The sequence below is a fragment of the Paenibacillus sp. MY03 genome (genome assembly GCF_002165585.1).
GTDB lineage: Bacteria > Bacillota > Bacilli > Paenibacillales > Paenibacillaceae > Pristimantibacillus > Pristimantibacillus agaridevorans.
In genome coordinates this window covers 1-17,614 of sequence record NZ_MXQD01000020.1, presented here as the reverse complement: position 1 = coordinate 17,614, position 17,614 = coordinate 1, and the positions used below count along the sequence as shown (strand labels likewise).

Here is a 17,614-nt window from a genome sequence, read left to right as displayed (position 1 = left end):
TCTGACACTGTAATTAACGGTGCGGGACTCTTCTTTTGGGTATAGGAGGATTGTTCGAGTGGAAGTGGGAAAGAGAAAACGCGGCAATTCGCTAAAGCGGCGTAATCCACGGCTGTACGCCATATGGAATATCGCGCAATTATTATTAGGTTCGATGATCGTAGCCACGAGCTTTAATCTGTTCCTTGTGCCGAATGGCATTGCTTCGGGCGGTGTATCCGGCATATCGATTTTGGTGCAAGAGCTGGCTGGCGTTATGCCCGCGTACACGCAATGGGCCATCAATATTCCGTTGTTCATAGCCGGAGTGCTGATCATTGGGCGGAAATTTGGCGCCAAGACGCTGCTGGGTACGATCGTGTTGCCGCTATTCGTGCTTCTGACAGCTCATATGCCGCCGCCTACGGACAATCCGATTTTGGCCTCTATATACGGCGGGATCGGCGTCGGACTGGGGCTGGGGTTGGTGTTCAGGGGAGGCGGATCCACGGGAGGACTTGATCTGGCGGCGCAGATGCTTCATAGGTTTACGGGGCTCCCGTACAATCTGGCGATTGTTTGTTTTGACGGCTGCGTTATTATTGCGGCGGGTATTATTTTCTCGCCGGAGGTGTCGTTGTACGCGCTGATCGGACTTTTCGTGACCAGCAAGACGATTGACTTCGTGCAGAACGGTCTGCAATTGTCCAAGGTAGCATTCATCATCAGCGATCGGACGGAGGAGGTGGCGACGGCCATCCTGAACGATCTGGACCGCGGGTTGACGAGATTGGATGGACATGGCGGCTTCACGGGTCAGGGCCGGACGATACTCATGGTCGTTGTAAGCCAGAATGAGGTGTCGAAGCTTAAGGTGCTTGTGCGCGACATCGATGCAGGGGCATTCGTTATTATTAGCAATACGGCCGAGGTGCTCGGGCAAGGGTTCAAGTTGGAGACATAAAAGGAAAGGGAGCCTGCGCGACTGAATGTATAGACGTAACCGAGCATTCATAACTGTGCAGGCCTTATAAACCACGAATGCTTCATCATGAGACATTGCACCAGAACATTTGTTCCTATTTTAATGTTTGGCAGGGAATTAGTCAATCTCAAGAGTGAGAAAATATCGTCATATTGATTATTGTATTAATATTAGTCTGAATGTATAATAATACAGACTTCAATCATATGTTCATAACAACCTTAATGTTGTAAAATAGGAAGTTGTAGATACTGGAAGGCCTCGCGACTGCAAGCGCATGGACGACATTTTACCTTGGCAGTGGGGCCTACATCACATAGCATCATGAGATTGAGATTGTAATAAGGGAGTGGATCGCAATGGGCAAAAAGCTGGGTGTCGCCATCGTCGGCTCGACGGGATACGGCGGCGTTGAATTGATAAGGCTTCTGGCGTCCCATCCGCTTGCGGAAGTGACTTCGGTCATCTCTTCGTCCAGCGCGGGAACGCCGATTACGGAAGGTTATCCGCATTTGACGGGCATTCGGGAAGAACTGCTTGACGATGTCGACGCCGAGGCGATCAAGCGGAAGGCGGATGTTGTATTCCTGGGCACGCCTGCGGGCGTTGCCTCCAAGCTGGCGCCGCAATATTTGGAAGCGGGTCTTAAGGTCATCGACCTGTCCGGAGATTTCCGATTGAAGTCGCCAGGATTATATGAGCAATGGTACAAAAAAACGGCAGCAGACGAGCGTTATCTGGAGCAAGCCGTGTTCGGCCTATCCGAGCTGTATGCTGAGAAGGTTCGCGGAGCGAGCTTTGTATCCAATCCGGGTTGTTATCCAACCGCAACGACGCTCGGTCTTGCGCCGGCCGTACGGGAAGGCTGGATCGATCCCGCAACCATCATTATCGATGCAAAGTCGGGCGTGTCCGGCGCGGGCCGCGGCGCTTCGCTCGGCACCCACTATTCGGAGCTGAACGAGAACTTCAAGGCTTATAAAATCAATCAGCATCAGCATATCCCCGAGATCGAGATGATACTGTCGGATATGGCCGGGGCGCCGGTCGTGACGACGTTTACGACGCATCTCGTGCCGATGACGCGGGGCATTATGTCGACGATGTATGCCACGATTAAGGGCGACCGCAAGGCGAGCGACTTCATTGATCTATACCGCAGCTTCTACGAGGGCAGACCTTTCGTTCGTATTCGGCCGGAAGGACAGGTACCTGCGACGAAGGAAGTATGGGGCTCCAACTATTGCGATATCGGCTTCGCGGTCGACGAGCGTACGGGTCGCGTGACGATCGTGTCCGTCATCGACAATCTGGTTAAGGGCGCTGCCGGTCAAGCGATACAGAACCTGAATCTTATGATGGGCTGGGACGAGACGCTGGGATTGCAATTCGTTCCTGTATATCCGTAATTCCTGCTGCTCGCTATCATGCCTGGGCAACCGGGCAGCTTCTACCTAACTGACAAGGAGACACGATTCAAGATGGAACAAGGCAGCTTCAAAGTATTGGCGGACGGCTCCGTCACGACGCCCAAGGGCTTCCGGGCCGGCGGTCTGCACTGCGGACTTAAGAAGACAACCCGTCACGACCTGGGAGCTATCGTATGCGAGGTTCCGGCGACGGCGGCTGGCGTATATACGACGAATGTTTTTCAGGCGGCGCCTTTGCAGGTAACGCGCGAGAGCATCGGATCGGACGGCGTGCTTAGAGCGGTTCTCGTCAACAGCGGCAACGCTAATGCCTGCACAGGCGAACAAGGCGAGGCGGATGCCTACGAGATGCGTTCCCGGTTCGCGGAGGCGATCGGCGTATCGGCGGATCAAGTGGCAGTAGCGTCTACAGGGGTTATCGGCGAGAATTTGAAAATGGACAAAGTGCGCTCCGGAATCGACGGCTTGCCGGCGAAGTTGGACGGCGGTCTTGCTGGCGCTGAGGATTTCTGCCAAGCGATCCTCACGACGGATCTCGTGCAGAAGATGGTGTGCGTGGAGCTGATGTTGGACGGTCAGCGCGTGTCCATTGCCGGCGCGGCGAAGGGCTCCGGCATGATCCATCCCAACATGGCGACGATGCTGGGCTTTGTTACGACGGATGCCGCGATCGGAAGCGACGAACTTCAGACGTTGCTTCGCCAGTCGACGGATCTGACGTTTAATATGATTACGGTGGACGGCGACACGAGCACGAACGACATGCTAGTCGCCATGGCAAGCGGTCTCGCAGGCAATCAGTCCCTTACGCCTCGACATGAAGGCTGGGCTGCGTTCGCGGACGCGCTTCGTTATGTATGCGAAGTGCTTGCCAAAGCGATCGCCAGGGACGGCGAAGGCGCGACGAAGCTGGTAGAGGTGCAAGTGCGCGGCGCGGAAAGCGATGAGTCGGCGCAGGCGATTGCGAAGACGGTGATCGGTTCTTCTCTTGTAAAATCCGCGGTGTTCGGCGCCGACGCCAACTGGGGCCGCATTATCGCGGCCGTGGGACGCGCGGGCCAACCGGTAAATCCGGCTACGGTGGATATCAGGCTGGGCGATATCGTGACGCTGGAGCAATCCCGTCCGGTCGCGTTCGACGAGGATGCGGCGCTGGAATATCTCAAAGGCGATACGGTCGTTATCGGCGTCGACCTGCATATGGGGAGCGGCAGCGCGACCGCTTGGGGCTGCGACCTGACGTACGACTACGTGCGCATTAACGCGGCGTACCGGACGTAAGGAGGAGAGCGGACATGGAACAACGGTTTGTGATGAAATGCGGCGGCAGCACCCTCGCGGCGCTGCCCGACGGCTTCTTCCACGAATTGCGCGACTTGCAGGCGGCGGGCGTGAAGCCGGTCATCGTGCACGGGGGCGGACCCGCGATTTCGGAGACGCTGACGAAGCTCGGCATCGAGACGGAGTTCGTGAACGGGCTGCGCAAGACGAACGACGACGTATTGGACGTCGTGGAGATGGTATTGGCGGGACGGATCAACAAAGAGATCGTGCGCAAGATCGGCGTTAACGGTGCCCAGTCGCTTGGTTTATCCGGCGTGGACGGCGGCTTGATTCAGGCTCAGCCGGTGGGCAACACGCACGAAATCGGCTTCGTCGGCGACGTAACGGATGTGAACGCGTCCATTATCGAAGGGGTGATGGGAATGGGCTATATTCCCGTAATTGCCCCCATCGGCATCGACGCTGCGGGACAACGCTACAACATTAATGCAGATACGGCGGCAGGAGCGGTTGCGTCCCATCTGGGCGTAGAGCGGATGATCGTCGTCACGGACGTGCCGGGCATCATGAAGACGGTGGACGGAGAGAAGGTCGTGCTCCCGTCCGTGACGGTGGCGGAGATCGACGAAATGATCGCGAGCGGCGAAATCTACGGAGGCATGATTCCGAAGGTTCGCGCGGCGGTGCAATGTATACAGGGACGCGTGCAAGAGGTTGTTATCGTTAGCGGACAGGAGCCTGGCGTATTGACGCGGGCCGTCCGCGAAGGCGGAGTAGGCACACGCATCGTCCAATCCAGCGAAAGGCGGGTGTAATTCCAAGATGACGGATACGATAGAGGCGGTAGCTACACAATCCTTGCTACCTACCTATGCGCGTTATCCTATGGCGCTGGTTAAGGGTGAAGGAAGCTGGCTGTGGGACGACAAGGGTAACAAATATTTGGATTTCATGAGCGGTATTGCCGTCACGAATTTGGGGCATGCTCCTAAGCGAATCAAGGAAGCGCTGGTGAAGCAGCTTGACGAGCTGTGGCATGTATCGAATCTGTTCCAAATTCCGAATCAGGCGGAAGCGGCCAAGCTGCTGACGGACAACAGCTGCGGCGACGCGGTGTTCTTCTGCAACAGCGGCGCGGAGGCGAACGAGGCTGCGATTAAGCTTGCCCGTCGTTACCAGCAACTGGTGGCCAAGAACGGGCGCTACGAAATCATCACGTTCGAACAATCATTCCACGGAAGAACGCTGGCGACCCTGACGGCGACGGGCCAAGCGAAGGTGAAGGAAGGTTTCGCCCCGCTGCCGGAAGGCTTCAAGACGATCCCTTACAATGACATCGAGGCGCTCAAAGCCGCGATTAGCGGAGTAACGGCTGCGGTCATGCTGGAGCTGGTGCAAGCGGAGGGCGGCGTCCATCCGGCGAATGCGGACTATATTCGGCAAGTAGCAGAACTGTGTGAACGCGAAGGCATTCTCCTCGTCGTGGACGAGATTCAGACGGGCATAGGACGGACGGGCAAATTGTTCGCATACGAGCACTACGGCATCCAGCCGGATATCTTTACGCTGGCCAAAGGGCTTGGCAGCGGCTTCCCGGTCGGCGCTATGGTCGCCAAGGAAAAGCTGCGCGAAGGTTTCACGGCAGGCAGCCATGGCTCGACATTCGGCGGCACGCCGATCGCGACGGCTGTGGTAAAGGCGACGCTGGAGACGATTGTAGGCGACGAGCTTCCTGCGCGAGCTGCGGAGCAGAGCGTTTATCTTATGGAGCAACTTCGCAATAAGCTTGCGAGCGCGTCTTTCGTAAAGGAAGTTAGAGGACTTGGACTCATCGTCGGCATTGAATGCGAAGGACCCGTGGCGAACGTGCTGACAGAGGCGCAGAATCGCGGATTGCTCGTTATAGCGGCAGGGCCAAACGTTATTCGTTTACTGCCAAACTTGCTGGTGACTAGCGAGGAGATCGATATCGCGGTATCGATATTAGCGGAGCTGCTCGAGGCAGCAAAATAACTGGGAATAGCAGAGGCATTAAAGGAGGGAACATCCATGCAAGTCGTTAACGAAGAATTGGCGCAGAGCCTGAAAGGCCGCGATTTCCTTATGCTGGTCGATTTCAAGCAGGAGGAGCTGCGTTACCTGATCGATCTGGCGATCGATCTTAAGAAAAAGCAGAAGGCCGGCGAGACCCATCATATTCTGAAGGGCAAGACGCTTGGCATGATTTTCGAGAAGTCGTCGACGCGCACGCGCGTATCGTTTGAGGTAGGGATGTACCAGCTCGGCGGGCAGGGGCTGTTCCTGAGCGGGAACGATCTGCAGATCGGCCGGGGCGAAACGATCTGGGATACGGCGCAGACGTTGTCGCGTTATCTGGACGGCATCATGATTCGCACGTTCGCACATCGCAAGGTTGTTGAATTGGCGCGCGGAGCGACGATTCCGGTCATTAACGGTCTGACGGACCTGTCCCATCCTTGCCAGGCGCTAGCGGACTTCCAGACGATCTACGAGCAGAAGGGCCGCTTGGAAGGCCTGAAGATGGCGTACATCGGCGACGGCAACAATATGGTTCACTCCCTTATGATGGGAGCCGCCAAGCTTGGCGTGCATATGTCGATCGCGACGCCGGAAAGCTACGAACCGGATGCCGACATTATCGAGCAGACGAAAGCCAACGCGGCGGAGACGGGCGCGCGCATCACGATTTGCCGCGATCCGAAGGAAGCGGTAGACGGAGCGGACATTATTTATACGGACGTATGGGCCAGCATGGGGCAAGAAGCCGAGCAGAAGGAACGCGAGGTTGCCTTCAAGAAGTTCCAGGTAAACGACGAGCTTGTGAAATACGCGAACAACGACTACCTGTTCATGCACTGCCTGCCGGCGCATCGCGGCGAAGAAGTCAGCGAGAGCGTTATCGACGGGAAGCAGTCCATTATTTTCGACCAGGCTGAGAATCGTCTCCATGCGCAGAAAGCGATCATGGCGGCTATCATGTCTTAATTCATACGAAAACCAAGATTGAAGGGGAGTAAGAGAACAATGGCGAAGGAAAAAATCGTGCTGGCCTATTCCGGCGGTTTGGATACATCTGTCATTCTGAAATGGCTTAAAGAAACGTACGACGCGGAAATTATCGCGTTTACGGCCGACATCGGACAGAAGGACGAGCTAGACGGTCTGGAGGAAAAAGCGCTGGCTACCGGCGCTTCCAAAGTATACATCGACGACCTGCGCGCGGAATTCGCGAAGGACTTCATCTATCCGATGTTCCAAGCCGGAACGCTGTACGAAGGCCAATATTTGCTGGGCACGTCCATCGCGCGTCCGCTGATCGCGAAGCGCATGGTGGATATCGCGCGCGCGGAAGGCGCAACGGCGATCGCGCACGGCGCGACGGGCAAAGGCAACGACCAAGTGCGCTTCGAGCTTACGGCGGCGGCTCTGGCTCCCGAGATCGGCGTTATCGCGCCATGGCGTCTGGAAGCGTTCCGCGAGCAATTCCCGGGCCGCGCCGAGATGATCGCTTATGCGGAGAAACACGGCATTCCGGTTACGGCATCGGCGGCGAAGCCGTATTCCACGGACCGCAACCTGTTGCACATCAGCTTCGAGAGCGGCATGCTGGAGGATCCATGGTTCGATCCGAGCGCCGAAGAGAACGAAGACATGTACGTCCTCAGCGTATCGCCGGAGCGCGCTCCGGACCAAGCGGAATACGTCGAGCTGACATTCGAGCAAGGCGACTGCGTGGCGCTGAACGGCGAAGCGTTGAGCCCGCTTGAAGTGATGGAGAAGCTCAACGAGCTGGGCGGCAAGCACGGCATCGGCCGCGTGGACATGGTAGAAAACCGTTTTGTCGGCATGAAAAGCCGCGGCGTATACGAGACGCCGGGCGGCACGATCCTCTTCACGGCTCACCGCAAGATGGAGTCGCTCACGATGGACCGCGAAGTGATGCATCTTCGCGACTCCCTGATCGCGAAATACAGCCAGCTCGTGTACAACGGCTTCTGGTTCGCGCCGGAGCGTCTTGCTCTGCAGGCGCTGGTCGCGGAATCGCAGAAGAACGTCTCGGGCGTCGTTCGCCTCAAGCTGTACAAAGGCAACGTCATCGGCGCCGGCGTCAAGAGCCCGGTCAGCCTGTACAACCCGGACATCGCGACGATGGAAGCCGATCCTTCGCAGGCGTACGATCAAGGCGACGCGACAGGTTTCATCCGCTTGAACGCGCTGCGCCTAAAGGTATCGTCGGGCGTGGAGCAAAGCAAAGGCGAGTAGAGTCGGGACCCTATAGAGTAATGGACCGGACAGACGGCGGAAGCTTGCGCAGGCAGGCTTCCGTCCGCCATGTCCGATCCTCTTTTATATCAGATATAACCGGAAGTTCACGATCGGAAGGAGTGCTGAGTCACGCATGAGCAAATTATGGGGTGGGCGATTTACGAAGAAAACGGACCAGTTGGTCGAGGAGTATACAGCTTCGATCATGTTCGATAAGGAGCTGGCGGAGGAGGATGTGCAGGGCAGCCTCGCGCATGTCACGATGCTGGGCAAGCAGGGCATTTTGCCGGCGGACGATGTGGAGAAGATCAAAGACGGCCTGCATCGGGTGCTGCAGCGCATCAAGCGCGACGACATCGAATTTTCGATCGGCGATGAAGACATTCATATGAATATCGAAAAAACGCTCATCGATGACGTAGGCACGGTCGGCGGCAAGCTTCATACGGGCCGCAGCCGGAACGACCAGGTCGCAACGGACATGCATCTGTGGCTTCGCAAACGCGTCGTGGAATTCGTCGACATGCTGCACAAGCTGCAAACCGCGCTGGTCGAGCAGGCGAAAGCCAACACGGACACGATCGTGCCCGGTTATACGCATCTGCAGCGCGCGCAGCCGATTTTGTTCGCGCATCACTTGATGGCGTACGTATCCATGTTCGGCCGCGACATCGAGCGTCTTCAGGACAGCTATAAGCGCATCAACGTACTGCCGCTGGGCGCAGGCGCGCTGGCGGGCACAACGTTTCCGATCGACCGGCATTTCGTGGCGAGTCAGCTGAAGTTCGACAGCGTCTATGAGAACAGCCTCGATGCGGTAAGCGATCGCGATTTCATCCTGGAGTTCTTGTCGCACGCCTCCATCATTATGATGCATCTTTCGCGCCTCAGCGAGGAGCTCATTCTGTGGTCGAGCACGGAGTTCCGCTTCGTGGAGCTGGATGACGCGTTCTGCACGGGCAGCAGCATTATGCCGCAGAAGAAGAACCCGGACGTGCCGGAGCTTGTGCGCGGCAAGACCGGACGCGTATACGGCAACCTTGTAGGCTTGCTGACGGTGCTCAAGTCGCTGCCGCTCGCTTACAACAAGGACATGCAGGAAGACAAGGAAGGCATGTTCGACACCGTGAAGACGCTTCAGGGTGCCCTCCAATTGTTCGCCCCGATGATCGCGACGATGAAGGTGAACAAGGAGCAGATGCGCCAGGCAGTGAATCAGGACTTCTCCAACGCCACGGACATCGCCGACTTCCTCGTGGGCAAAGGATTGCCGTTCCGTCAGGCGCATGAAGTCATTGGCAAGACCGTTCTGTACTGCATCGAGCAGAACAAATATTTGCTGGATCTGACGCTGGACGAGTTCAAGCAGTTCTCCTCGCTGTTCGACGACCGCATTTATGCGGTGCTGCAGCCGGAGCAGGTCGTAAACGCGCGCAACGTTTATGGCGGCACGGCGAAGCCGCAGGTCGAGGACGCGATCGGCCGCGCCGAAACGGCGCTGGCCGGGACGTCGGCGTGGGTAGCGGAATATTTGGAACGCAGCAAGTAAGCTGCAGGAATAGCAAGTATTGGTTAAGCTGCTTTGCAGCCTGCATAACCATTGACATGCAAGTGAGGGCGCTTCGCGATGAAGCGCCTTTTTGGCGCGGGTACACAGTTTGTCTGAGAGACCGACAAAGCCGGCAAAAATGGTGCGTTTAGAGGGCGGTTTGTCGGCCAGAACGGCAAAGTCGGCAGATACAGCCCTTCTCGGCTTAAATCGAGGCCCCAGCTAACCGCCTCTCATATCCCATCCTCCACGATCGGTTCCTTCGTGCCGGGCATGCTCGGGGATGGCGTAGACGTCAGCGAGGATGGCCCTACCTCGATGATTGTCGGCTGGGCGCGGTACGTATCGCGGGAAACTCGCTCGCGCGACACCTCTTTGCCGTCCTCAATCAGCGTACGGAAGGTGTCCACGACATACCCTGGCTTGCCTCTCTCCACGACCCGCTGCTCGCCTACCGCCAGTCCCTGGTTTACTTTCTGCTGCGCGCCAGGCTCTACCGTCTTGATGGTCACGGACTCGATATCATAGGCGACGTTCTCCGGCATTGTCCCGAATAACTTGATGGTTAATTTGCGATTTTCCACGACGGTGCGAATAATAAGATGTTTGCCGGTCGAATTAAGAAACTTGAAGTCGATGGCGTCCGTGGCATAGGTGGCGTCATGGCCTAGCGGGAGGTAGGCGACAGGCAACGAGTGGTTGCGACGTTCTACGATGTCGAGTCCGGCTCTTAATACGGCTTGATAGAGCGTGCTCGATACCTGGCAAATGCCGCCGCCGATGCCCGGCACGAACTTGCCGTTGAGAATAACGGGCGCTTCCCGGTATTCGTGCTCCTGCTCAGCTTTGGCGATAAGCTCCGCATAGGAGAACGTCTCCCCGGGGGCCAGATGCCAATCGTTTAGCGTTTCCGCCGTTACCGTCACATTATGGGCGCGTCCCTCCGCGCTGGTGCCGAAGTCGGTGGAGAAAGACATGATTTTTCGGTCGATGCCCTCCGCCTTAAGCTCTTCCAGAGTGGTGTCGGGCTCTACCGTCTTCAAGGGCAGCTCGGCCTCCAAGTCGGCTAAGCTGCCCGTTATCCGCTCACCGACCTCGCGTTCCCCAAGCACCACCCATTCGTCCACTTGCTGCAGCAGGGAATCCAGCTCCAATCGATACGCATTATGATGCGGCGTATAGACGACCTTGTCGTCAGGAGTGATCTCCCTTTTTGCGTCCTGCGGCTCCCCCTTCTCCATCCAACTCCACTGCTTGCGCACGGCTGCATCGAAAATATCGCGATTCCAGCTCTGGGAGAGCGAATAATGTTTAGGGAAATGGTAGCGATAGACGGCCCGATCCCACCAACTGCCTTCACGCAGCTTTAATAACGCCAGCCTCGCCTCACTGAATTCGGCGCGGTAGCCGAGCTCTGCGGTCGTCCAGCTCTTACTGTCGCCTGCGGGTTCTCCGGCCCGAACGGTGATCGTTCTATCCTGCAAAGATTTCTCGTAGCGGGAGAGCAGCTCGATTGCATCTGCGATTGGCATGCCTCCGAGCTCGATGCGTCCAATCGTCACCCCCTCGGGAACAGAATCCTGTTCGGCATATTGCCAGAGCAGCGCTCCTGTTACGGCAACGGCGGCAAGCAGGAGAATCGTTAACGTAAGCAACGTAAAACGCAACTTTTTCATGGGATGGGAAACACTCTCCTGTTCGTTAATAAAGGAGCTTCGGACGCAGGTTCCGACGGGGCGCCGACAATCAGGCACAGCTCCATGCATCCTTTCATGTATATGCGGGGCAGACCTGCTAATTTCCAAATATATGTAGGGGGTATTCGACAAATCCTTTAAATATTAGAAAAGTGAAAAAAGAGGAAATGACGCCGCTGTTGAAGGAATTAGCCGCAAGCTGTCGAAATAGTAAAATTGACTACATACAGGATGTGATAAAGTGATCGAAATGCACGACATATGGAAGACATACGCAGATGGAACGCATGCTCTTCGTGGGGTTTCCGTTCGAATAGATCGCAACGAATTCGTGTACCTCGTAGGACCTTCCGGAGCCGGCAAGTCTACGTTCATGAAACTTATCTATCGGGAGGAAATACCGACAAAAGGGCAGATTTCGGTCAACGGATTCAACATAGGCAAGCTCAAACCGCGCAAGATTCCTTATGTGAGACGAAATATCGGCGTTATTTTTCAAGATTTCCGTTTGTTGCCCAAGCTTACTGTATATGAAAATGTCGCATTTGCGATGGAAGTGATCGAAGCGCCGCGGCGCATTATTAAAAAGCGCACCATGGAAGTGCTGGAGCTCGTAGGTCTAAAGCATAAACACGCCAGCGTGCCATCGCAGCTATCGGGCGGCGAACAGCAAAGGGTGTCGATTGCCCGGGCAATAGTGAACAATCCGTCGGTTATCGTCGCGGACGAGCCCACGGGCAATCTCGACCCGGAGACCTCGCTGGGGATTATGAATTTGCTGGAAGAGATCAACTTCAGAGGCTCTACGATTGTAATGGCCACGCACAACAGGGATATCGTTAACAGCATGCGCAAACGGGTTATTGCGATTGAAGACGGCAATATCGTTCGGGATGAGGCAAGAGGGGAGTACGGCTATGAAGTTTAGCACGCTCCTGCGCCACTTCAGGGAAGGCGCAAAAAATATTTTGCGTAATGGCTGGATGTCTTTTGCATCGATGAGCTCTATCTTTATCTCATTGTTTATACTAGGGATTTTCATTTTGCTTGCTGTTAACGTAAATTCCATGGCGGATCAGATCGAGAGCCGGGTACAAATCCGGGTATTCTTGCAGACGGCCGTTGAGGAAGCCAAGGTAACGGAGCTGCAGAACAAGATCGGCAACATTCAGGAAGTCAGCAAGGTAACGTTCGTGTCCAAGGAAGATGGTCTGTCGATCTTGCGAGAGGCGATGGGCGAAGAGAACGGCGATTGGCTGGAAGGCTACAATAATGAAAACAATCCGCTGCCGGTATCTTTCACCATAGAAGTGTACGATCCGCAGACCGTTGACGATGTAGCCGCGCAGATCCAAGCAATCAACGATGCGGACGAGACGGGTCCGATCTACCGGATCAAGTACGGCCAAGGAACGGTCGAGATGTTGTTCAAGGTGACGAATGCAGTACGCAATATCGGTTTCGGCATCGTGATTGGTCTGGCTGTTACGGCTATGCTGCTTATCTCCAACACGATCAAGATGACTATTATTAACCGTCGCCGAGAGATTGGAATCATGAAGCTGGTAGGCGCGACGAATGCTTTTATACGTTGGCCTTTCTTCGTCGAAGGAGCGATGATCGGCTTTATAAGCTCTGCTCTGACGACAGGCGCCGTACTGTTTGGCTACAGCAAGATTATCAGTTTGACCCAGTTGGATATGTCGCTCATGTTGATATCGCTAGTGCCGATCAAGGAAATTGGTTGGCTGACCGCCGGGCTGATCCTTGTGATCGGAACTTTGATCGGAATGCTCGGCAGCACCATCTCGATTCGAAAGTACTTGAAAGTGTAGGTGAAGCATGTATATGAGAAAAGCTGGAGCATGGCTGCTCGTAGCAGCGCTGTTAACCGTATTCCTGATCCAGCCTTCGGGTAACGGCGGACAAGTCCAGGCCGCGTCGTTGTCGCAGATCGAAAGGGACATTGCGGCCGCGAACAAACAGATCAAGGAAGCCGAACGAACGGCGGCGAACGCAGCCAAGGATGCGAAGTCGGCGGAATCCCAAAAGCAGAGCTTGACGGTTAAGAAAGCGGATCTCCAAAACGAGATTTTGAGCCTGATGAAGGAAATCGACCGAGTTGCCGTCGAGAAGCAGAAGACGCAGGAACAGGTGGACGCGAAGGAAGCCGAGTTGCTGCAAGCCGGCGCTGCTCTCGATGCCGTTCAGGAGAGAATCGTCAAGCGCGAAGCGCTTCTGGAGTCTCGCATGCGAGTGATGTATACGGACGGCTTCGTTTCTTATATGGATGTATTGTTCAGCTCTAACAGCTTCGGGGATTTTCTGGACCGTTTCGATGCGATCCAGACGATTCTGGATTCCGATCGCGAAACGTTGGCGGCGCACAAAAAGGACAAGGAAACCGCCGAACAGCAGAAAGCTTTGATCGAGCAACAATATGCCGATATTCAAGCTTTGTTCCAGGAATTGGAGCTTCAGCAGGTAGAGCTCGTCAAGAAGGAATCCGAAAAGGAAGTGCTCATCGCGAGCTATAATGCCAATCTCCAGCAGCTCGATGAGACACTGCATCAATTGGAGGAAATCAGCGAGGAGCAGGAGAAGCTGCTTATGGCGCTAGCCGCCAAGAGGTCGAAGCTCGTAGCGGAGAAGAACCGCATTCAGAATCCTTATTCTGGCGGCAAGCTGGGCATGCCGATCAAACAGGGCTATCGGGTAACGTCGAACTTCGGAACCAGGGTTCATCCTATCTCGGGCAAGAAGCATACCCATACGGGCATCGACTTCGGAGCTCCATCCGGTACGCCGATCTATGCGGCCGAAGGCGGAAGGGTCATTATCTCGCAAGTATGGAGCACCTACGGCAATTGTATCGTCATCGACCACGGCAACGGATTGTGGACATTGTACGCCCATATCCGCAACGGCGGCCTGCTGGTTGATGAAGGCGACACAGTGAAGAAAGGCGATAAAATCGCCGAGGTTGGCAGCACGGGCAATTCCACTGGACCGCATCTCCACTTCGAAGTGCGCAAGAACGAAGTGCCCGTCAATCCGGGCGGCTATCTGAAATAATTGACATCATCCATATCTCATCAGTGACAAGCGGCAGCCCTCAAGAGGGCTGCCCTTGTTGTCCATATGACTTTCGAATAAGCCTCCTGTAAATAATTGTGATCGGCTTGTCATATAATAGTGGGGCCGTCACAAACGGGAAATCGATAAGGTGGTGTACCGGATGTACTTTAAAGGAAGAACCGTAATGACGTTCGTATTGCTGACGATGATCGCATCCGTGCTCGTCACAATGACGATTGCCGATCGGCTTATTATTCCGGATGCAGGGAGCAAGAAGGTCGTCGCGGCGGCCGCGGATGCTGGCGTTACCCCAGGCTTCAAGAAGGAAGAGCTGGCGAAGCTCAATGCGGTGCTCGAGCTGATCGAGACCAGATATTACGAGAAGGTGGAGCGGGAAGAGCTTCTGGATGGCGCTGTCAGCGGCATGATGGAAGCGCTGGACGATCCGTACTCCGTCTATATGGAGAAGGACGATGCGCTTCACTTCTCCGAATCCATTGAAGGTTCTTTTACGGGCATCGGCGCAGAGGTGACGACCGAAAACGGCAAGATTGTCGTTGTCGCACCGATTAAAGGTTCGCCGGCAGAGAAGTCGGGCCTGCTGGCCAAGGATGTGCTAATCTCCGTTAATGGCGACAGTCTGGCGGGACTTAACCTGCAGCAGGCTGTCGGCAAGATCCGCGGACCAAAAGGAACGAAGGCGAAGCTGCTTGTACAACGCAGCGGAGTAACGGAGCCGATCCAGCTCGTCTTGATTCGGGATGACATCGATGTGGAGACGGTTTATGGGGCGCTGAGACCGGATGGCGTGGGTGTTATCGAGATCCGGCAATTTTCTCTGCACACGGCCAAGCGATTCAAGGAAGAGCTGGCGAAGCTGGAGCAGAGCGGCATGAAGGGGCTTGTCCTGGATGTGCGCAATAATCCGGGCGGCGTATTGCCAATCGTCGTAGAAATATCGCAGCTGCTGATGAAGGAAGGCACGACAGTCGTTCAGGTGGAGGATCGCGACGGCAATCGCGACAAGACGCTGGCCAAGGGCGGCGAGGCAAAGTCTTATCCCATCGCGGTTCTGACGAACAAGGGCAGCGCAAGCGCGTCCGAAATTTTGGCCGGAGCCTTGCAGGAAGCAGCCGGCGCCAAGGTAATCGGCGAGCAGTCGTTCGGCAAGGGGACTGTGCAAGTGAGCTACAACAAGGCTCTCGGCGACGGCAGCCTCGTTAAGATGACGATCGCCAAGTGGTTGACGCCAAATGGAAATTGGATCCATGAGAAAGGCATTAAGCCGGATCTTGTCGTGGAGCCGCCAGATCTGTATACGGTGGCCAGAATATCGCTGCAAGAGACGCTGAAGCAAGATACGCTCAGCGAGGCCGTTCGCAGCGCCCAGATTATGCTGCATGGTCTCGGTTATGAGCCTAAGCGCGAGGACGGCTACTTCGGCGATGAGACAGCGAGCGCGGTTCGAAAGTTCCAGAACGATAAAGGACTGCCGTCCACAGGCGAGATAGATACCAAGACGGCTCAGAAGCTGGAGCAGGCCGTCATCGAGTGGATTCAAAATAAGGAACATGATGTTCAACTGCTGGAAGCCGTTCGGGCGGTAAGCAGGAAATAGCGACGAACGCGTCGAATGGTACAAAGGTCGGTTTCGCGCCAGCGGAGCTGACCTTTTACTTTAGTGCGAGGCGAGGAGTGGAGGAATTGGAGACAGCTCGTGCAATAGCGGACATGCTGGGATCGGCGGCGCTGCAGCTGGCGTCGGGCCCCTTCTTCTATTTGGCTATATTATTTATCATTCTTCAATATTCAAGACAGATGCGGCTAGAGAGGCAGTTGTTCGCGGTCAAGCTTCATGATTGGAAGGGAATGGCCTTGCGGGCGGTCGTCACAGGTTTATTGGTCGGACTGGGACTATCCCTTATATCTGTCTTTATTGGTGCGTCGCTCTCCCCATCGGCTGTGCTATGGTTGTGGGGGATCGCTGCGCTTCTTATGCTGGCGCGCATTCGTTATCTGTGCTTCGCGTATAGCGCCGGTGTAGTGACACTGCTGCAATGGATAGCGGGTTTCACATCCTTGGCGGAGCGGGAAGATGGAATCGGAGCGATGGCGGCGTCGTTGGCCCGAATTGACGCGGCAGGCCTGCTGCTGCTAGTGGCGATGCTTCATCTGGCGGAAGCGCTGTTAGTCCGTCTGCAAGGCGACAAGCTGTCGACGCCGCTGTTTTTGGAGGGCAAGAGAGGCAAGCTGGTGGGCGGCTATATGCTTCAGGGCTTTTGGCCGGTCCCATTGCTGCTGCTGACTCCGGTATCGGCGGAGACGGGGGCGTCGGCCGCAGCGAGCGCTTCTCTGCCATGGCCCACGTTGTTCGGAGGAACAGGAGCAGAGGGCTGGACGCTCGTGGCATTGCCCATGATTATCGGCTTTACCGAGATGACAAGATCGCTGCTGCCCTCTGCCAAGGCAAGACATGCGGCCAAGGGCCTTCTACTCTATAGCGTCATCTTGGGTGGTGCGGCACTGGCAGCCTGGTGGCAGTCTGCGTTGCTGCCGATCGCGGCAGTATTGTCGATCATCTTGCATGAGGCGCTTGTATGGAGGAGTAAGGCCATGGAGGCGCGCCGTGAGCCTCTCTACGTGCACGATGCGCGCGGTCTTCGCATACTTGGCATTGTCCCGGGAACGCCGGCGGAGGCTATGGGATTGTCGGCAGGGGAAGTGATTTACAAGGTTAACGGAATGCGAGTGTCCACTAAAGAAGATCTATACGGGGCGCTCGGGGCCAATTCAGCCTTCTGCAAGCTGGAGGTTCTTACGGTGGGCGGCGAACCCAAGTTCGCGCAACGTGCGCGTTACGCAGGCGAGCATCATCAATTGGGCGTTATTCTTGCCCCTGATGAACGAGCCAACTTCTATGCGGCAGACGGGGCTTCTTCGTTAATGGAGCTGTTGAGGGGACGCCGGGCATCGAATAGACGGGGAGGCGCGAAGTCTTCTCCCGTGGGAGCTGTCGGCGGCGAAGAGAAAGTGCAGGCGTGACGGGCACCGAGAGGCTGACACAATGCTGTTCCGTTAAGACAGCATGGATAAGACTGAACGTGGACATGAGATGCGAGCGAATACGAAAGCGGTGTAAGCCGAAAAAGTCGGGTTACAGCTCGATGAGTAGCGCCATTTGGGGCTGTAGCCCGAAAAAAATCGGGTTACAGCTCGATGAGTGGCGCCATTTGGAGCTATAGCCCGAAAAAATCGGGTTACAGCCCGATGTGTGGCGCTTTTTGGAGCTGTAGCCCGAAAAAATCGGGTTACAGCCCGATGAGTA

Annotated in this window: 14 protein-coding genes; 13 read left to right on the top strand and 1 reads right to left on the bottom strand. The window is 55.8% G+C overall.

Going from position 1 to position 17,614, the window contains the following annotated elements; all coding sequences use genetic code 11:
- Nucleotides 1–49: 49 nt before the first annotated feature.
- The 8 genes from B1748_RS18420 (at nucleotide 50) to argH (ending at nucleotide 9,514) form a co-directional block, all read left to right on the top strand.
- Entirely contained in the window at nucleotides 50–943 is an 894-nt protein-coding gene (locus tag B1748_RS18420; protein ID WP_373271286.1) for a YitT family protein, read from the top strand.
- Between the two features lie 380 nt (nucleotides 944–1,323).
- Nucleotides 1,324–2,373, top strand: a complete 1,050-nt coding sequence (gene argC / locus B1748_RS18415; RefSeq protein ID WP_087569404.1) for an N-acetyl-gamma-glutamyl-phosphate reductase — start codon at nucleotides 1,324–1,326, stop codon at nucleotides 2,371–2,373.
- Between the two features lie 72 nt (nucleotides 2,374–2,445).
- The gene (argJ, locus tag B1748_RS18410; protein WP_087569403.1) at nucleotides 2,446–3,675 is read left to right on the top strand and encodes a bifunctional ornithine acetyltransferase/N-acetylglutamate synthase; all 1,230 of its coding nucleotides are present in this window, start codon (nucleotides 2,446–2,448) and stop codon (nucleotides 3,673–3,675) included.
- 14 nt (nucleotides 3,676–3,689) lie between these two features.
- A complete protein-coding gene (gene argB, locus B1748_RS18405; RefSeq protein ID WP_087569402.1) occupies nucleotides 3,690–4,493 on the top strand; it encodes an acetylglutamate kinase in 804 nt (267 codons plus the stop codon).
- A 7-nt stretch (nucleotides 4,494–4,500) separates the two neighbouring features.
- Nucleotides 4,501–5,691, top strand: a complete 1,191-nt coding sequence (locus B1748_RS18400) for an acetylornithine transaminase (protein WP_087569401.1) — start codon at nucleotides 4,501–4,503, stop codon at nucleotides 5,689–5,691.
- Between the two features lie 36 nt (nucleotides 5,692–5,727).
- Nucleotides 5,728–6,684 (top strand): ornithine carbamoyltransferase, encoded by a 957-nt coding sequence (gene argF / locus B1748_RS18395; protein WP_087569400.1) that lies wholly within the window; start codon nucleotides 5,728–5,730, stop codon nucleotides 6,682–6,684.
- A 39-nt stretch (nucleotides 6,685–6,723) separates the two neighbouring features.
- Entirely contained in the window at nucleotides 6,724–7,962 is a 1,239-nt protein-coding gene (locus tag B1748_RS18390; RefSeq protein WP_087569399.1) for an argininosuccinate synthase, read from the top strand.
- A 136-nt stretch (nucleotides 7,963–8,098) separates the two neighbouring features.
- On the top strand, nucleotides 8,099–9,514 hold the full coding sequence (gene argH / locus B1748_RS18385; RefSeq protein WP_087569398.1) for an argininosuccinate lyase: 1,416 nt from the start codon (nucleotides 8,099–8,101) through the stop codon (nucleotides 9,512–9,514).
- A 233-nt stretch (nucleotides 9,515–9,747) separates the two neighbouring features.
- Here the strand turns inward: argH and B1748_RS18380 are convergent, their stop codons facing one another.
- The gene (locus B1748_RS18380) at nucleotides 9,748–11,190 is read right to left on the bottom strand and encodes a VanW family protein (RefSeq protein WP_179215663.1); all 1,443 of its coding nucleotides are present in this window, start codon (nucleotides 11,188–11,190) and stop codon (nucleotides 9,748–9,750) included.
- 262 nt (nucleotides 11,191–11,452) lie between these two features.
- On the opposite strand from B1748_RS18380, the gene ftsE reads away from it, so the two are divergent.
- From ftsE to B1748_RS18355, 5 genes are all read left to right on the top strand, one after another.
- Entirely contained in the window at nucleotides 11,453–12,139 is a 687-nt protein-coding gene (gene ftsE / locus B1748_RS18375) for a cell division ATP-binding protein FtsE (RefSeq protein WP_087569396.1), read from the top strand.
- Nucleotides 12,129–13,046: a permease-like cell division protein FtsX gene (gene ftsX, locus B1748_RS18370; RefSeq protein ID WP_087569395.1), complete on the top strand. Its 918-nt coding sequence runs from the start codon at nucleotides 12,129–12,131 to the stop codon at nucleotides 13,044–13,046. Before ftsE ends, ftsX begins: the two co-directional genes overlap by 11 nt.
- Nucleotides 13,047–13,059: 13 nt before the next feature.
- On the top strand, nucleotides 13,060–14,286 hold the full coding sequence (locus B1748_RS18365; RefSeq protein ID WP_256975754.1) for a murein hydrolase activator EnvC family protein: 1,227 nt from the start codon (nucleotides 13,060–13,062) through the stop codon (nucleotides 14,284–14,286).
- A gap of 187 nt (nucleotides 14,287–14,473) precedes the next feature.
- On the top strand, nucleotides 14,474–15,907 hold the full coding sequence (locus B1748_RS18360) for a S41 family peptidase (protein ID WP_256975753.1): 1,434 nt from the start codon (nucleotides 14,474–14,476) through the stop codon (nucleotides 15,905–15,907).
- Between the two features lie 86 nt (nucleotides 15,908–15,993).
- Entirely contained in the window at nucleotides 15,994–17,331 is a 1,338-nt protein-coding gene (locus B1748_RS18355; protein ID WP_087569392.1) for a PDZ domain-containing protein, read from the top strand.
- Nucleotides 17,332–17,614: the final 283 nt, after the last annotated feature.

Coding starts and splice junctions, on each gene's coding strand:
- argC (WP_087569404.1), top strand. CDS start 1,324: ATGGGCAAAAAGCTGGGTGTCGCCATCGTCGGCTCGACGGGATACGGC.
- argJ (WP_087569403.1), top strand. CDS start 2,446: ATGGAACAAGGCAGCTTCAAAGTATTGGCGGACGGCTCCGTCACGACG.
- argB (WP_087569402.1), top strand. CDS start 3,690: ATGGAACAACGGTTTGTGATGAAATGCGGCGGCAGCACCCTCGCGGCG.
- B1748_RS18400 (WP_087569401.1), top strand. CDS start 4,501: ATGACGGATACGATAGAGGCGGTAGCTACACAATCCTTGCTACCTACC.
- argF (WP_087569400.1), top strand. CDS start 5,728: ATGCAAGTCGTTAACGAAGAATTGGCGCAGAGCCTGAAAGGCCGCGAT.
- B1748_RS18390 (WP_087569399.1), top strand. CDS start 6,724: ATGGCGAAGGAAAAAATCGTGCTGGCCTATTCCGGCGGTTTGGATACA.
- argH (WP_087569398.1), top strand. CDS start 8,099: ATGAGCAAATTATGGGGTGGGCGATTTACGAAGAAAACGGACCAGTTG.
- B1748_RS18380 (WP_179215663.1), bottom strand. CDS start 11,190: ATGAAAAAGTTGCGTTTTACGTTGCTTACGTTAACGATTCTCCTGCTT.
- ftsX (WP_087569395.1), top strand. CDS start 12,129: ATGAAGTTTAGCACGCTCCTGCGCCACTTCAGGGAAGGCGCAAAAAAT.
- B1748_RS18365 (WP_256975754.1), top strand. CDS start 13,060: ATGAGAAAAGCTGGAGCATGGCTGCTCGTAGCAGCGCTGTTAACCGTA.
- B1748_RS18360 (WP_256975753.1), top strand. CDS start 14,474: ATGACGTTCGTATTGCTGACGATGATCGCATCCGTGCTCGTCACAATG.